At 26.9% G+C, this 3384-nt stretch carries 3 protein-coding genes; all 3 read left to right on the top strand.

Going from position 1 to position 3384, the window contains the following annotated elements; genetic code table 11:
* Positions 1 to 82: 82 nt before the first annotated feature.
* On the top strand, positions 83 to 556 hold the full coding sequence (locus Q5N74_RS18825) for a hypothetical protein (RefSeq protein WP_304390543.1): 474 nt from the start codon (positions 83 to 85) through the stop codon (positions 554 to 556).
* Positions 557 to 708: 152 nt separating this feature from the next.
* The gene (locus tag Q5N74_RS18820; protein ID WP_304390542.1) at positions 709 to 1344 is read left to right on the top strand and encodes a hypothetical protein; all 636 of its coding nucleotides are present in this window, start codon (positions 709 to 711) and stop codon (positions 1342 to 1344) included.
* 174 nt (positions 1345 to 1518) lie between these two features.
* Entirely contained in the window at positions 1519 to 2547 is a 1029-nt protein-coding gene (locus Q5N74_RS18815; protein WP_304390541.1) for a hypothetical protein, read from the top strand.
* The last annotated feature ends 837 nt before the right edge of the window (positions 2548 to 3384 follow it).

Genomic DNA, 3384 nt, shown 5'->3' with positions numbered 1-3384 from the left:
AAAACACCTAATATGGTATATTTAAAAACAGCGTAAATCAATTTTAACCTGTAGCCATATTTCAGGACAAGACATTTGAGAAATGACAGAAAAAAAGCCTATTTACACTACTTTTTCATGGATACGTTTTGCAAAAGACTTAGTTTTTGGGTTGATAATTATTTATATTATCACAAGTGTTTTTTTTGGATCTGAAAACGAGATAAATATTAATGCTCTTGCAATCGGAATTTTTTTAATAATATTCATAATAATAATTGACTCAAAAGAATTGGAAGTTTACGAAAATAAATTGCGGATTAAAAGCAATCATCTTTTTGGATTAATTTCACGTAAAACTGACATCGAATTATCTAATATTAAGGATATAACATACTCTGGAAAATTTTCTCAATCTAACGATTTAACACAAGATTTTTTGCGTTTAATTTTACCTGTTTTTGACTTTAAAAACACGCTGACTATTAAAACTTTTGACAATAAAACTTATGAATATGAAGTTTACGTGTATAAAGAAAAACTTGAAAAAATAATAAGCATAATTAAAAAACGTTAGCCAACACCGTGTAAAAAACATTGCTTATTTTAGTTAAACCGTTTGGTCGTTGCTTTGTTTGCTAGCATCTGATTTTCCTTCGGAAAATCCTCGCACTCAAACACGCAACGTTCCTTACACATAAACGTTAGCCTTTATTAAAAAAACCAATTATGGAAACAAACTATCGAAAATTAGGTTACGTTTTTTTACTAATTATTCCTTTAACAATTATTGGATTTTACCCTAGTTATTTTGGTTTATTCCCCGAATTTAATGAACACATTGACATTCTTGTTCATTTGCACTTTTTCTTATCTGCATTATGGATTGCTATATTAATTACACAACCATTACTTATTGTAAATAAAAAATATAAATGGCACAAAATTATTGGAAAGAGCACTTATGTAATTTTCCCATTATGGATTTTAAGTTTTCTCGTAATGATTTATAAAGTCATTGAAAAAGAAGATTATGATTATTTGGTTTTTCCAATTGGTAATATGCTTATTTTGATTGTTCTGTATTTTCTGGCTATCAAGCACCGAAAAACAACTGCCAAACATATGCGATATATGATTGCTTCAGCAGTTGTGCTTATTGACCCAACTATTGGAAGGTGGACATTTAATATTTTTGAAAATGATTTAATAGCAATGCCAATTACGTACGCTATTATGAATTTAATTTTAGTAGGACTAATTTGGATGGACAAACGGAATGGAAAGGATTACAAACCTTATGTTGTAGCTTTAATATGCTTTTTATTATACAACATAGCCTTTTTTATTGTGTATCTGACTTAAAACAATAATGAAAATAGTGAAATAACAAAGGCAAACACAGTATATAAAAAATTGCTAGTTTTATCCTAAACCAAAGTTAGTTGCTCGTTTGCTAGCTTCCGATTTTCCTTCGGAAAATCCTCGCACTCAAACACGCAACTTTCCATATACCAAACGTTGGCAATAATTTAAAACATGAACAAACTACAATATTTTATAGTAATCAATTTGATTTTTATTCAGTTTTCATTGGCACAAAATAAAGATAGTATTGATATTAAAAATTTAAGACAAGAAGTTTCTAGATTAGAGAATCATGTTAATACTGTTGAAAAGAATCAATTAAATTATAAAATTGAAAAAGATTTAATTAAAGAAACTTATTCTAGTAATTATGAAAGGATAAATACGGTTATTACAATTATTCTGGGAATCATTGGAGTAATAGGGTTTATTGGAATAAGAGATATAAATAGTATAAAAAAAGAATATTTAACAGAGTTAGAAAAGTTAAAAGGATTACAAGTTGAATTTGAGTCAAAATCAAAAGAGTTTAATACTGAGAAAAACAAGTTCGATACAGAAATAAAACAAATATTTATTGAAAATGAGGAACAAAACCGTAAAATAAAATTTATTGAGCTTAAAGAAAAAATTAATGGGCTTTTGAAAGATGGCAAATTACATGATGCTTTAGAATTTGTAAATGCGGCATTAGGTATTGAGCCTGAGGACAGAACAGTATTAAGACAAAAAGCTAGAATTTATGTAAGGTTAAATTTACTTCCTGAAAGTCTTAAAGTTTACGAAAAATTAAATAGTATTTTCCCAGAAGATTCTTCTATTGCATTAGACAATATAGAATGTTTATATTTTGCTAATCATTTAAAAGATGCTAAAATACTTTCTGAGAAACATTCAGATAGTTTAACAGGAAAAGAAGATGGTAAACTTCTTCAATTTTTAGAAGTTATAGAATTATATCATAAAAAATCTGATGAAGAATTACTTAAAAAAATTCAAAAATTTATTGATTTTGAGAACCTAGAAAAAGCAGAAAAATGTTTCAAAAGTTGGGATTTAAAAGAAGCAAAATATTTTGTAGCACATCAACCTGAATCTGAATTAAAGAAATCTTTACAATTCGCAATTTGGTATCTAAATGGAGAGGCAAATGGACAACAAGTTTGTAATGCTTTAGGAATAGAAACTAAAAACACATAAAAAACTATTGCCAACACCGTATAAAAAAAATTGCTAGTTTTACCTAAACCAATGTTAGTTGCTCGTTTGCTAGCTGCTGATTTTCCTTCGGAAAATCCTCGCACACAAACACGCAACTTTCCTTATACATAAACGTTGGCAATAATTAAAAAATGACGCAAATATTATCCGTAATTTCAATACTTGTCTTTCTAGGACTTATCTACGGTGTAGTTGAATTTGATAAAAAAAAATATTCTTATAAATTGCTTTTAATAATTATAAGTATTTGGAGTTTTTTTGTGTTCTTTATTTTGTTTTTCACAAAAGAATTAACACACTACAAAAACCTATTATCTCAATCATTAGCAATAATAAATGTAACCCTTCCGCTAATGATGTTATTGAAACCTAATATTTTTTATAATAAAAATTCATCGAAAAACTCTATTTCCCTTATTCTAATTTGGGTTTTTACGATTTTTTCAGGATTATTATTAATATCAACATATGGAGGGGTTTTTTTATTGGTAACTCAACCTTTCACATATTTACTTTGTTTTTATAAAATGCAAATAGATGACCAAAAAATTATGGTTCCAATATTTTTAAATTTTTTTATGACTTTTATAATTGTCTTTTATTCGGCATCATGGATTTTCACTCATTAGAATATTTCTATCCGAAAAAGAATTGGAAACTTATTTAACTGAATGAAGTAAAAAATATAAAAAAACTATTGCCAACACAGTATATAAAAAATTGCTAGTTTTAGCTAAACCTGTAGGCTTCCCCTGGTTAGAACTGTTTAAATTTCCAAAACTTCTATAAAGTTATCTTTTTTTAATTTAATATTAT

Source organism: Mariniflexile sp. AS56, from assembly GCF_030552475.1.
Classification (GTDB): Bacteria; Bacteroidota; Bacteroidia; order Flavobacteriales; family Flavobacteriaceae; genus Mariniflexile.
The sequence above is the reverse complement of the archived record's forward strand: the minus strand, read 5'-3'. Positions and strand labels throughout refer to the sequence as shown.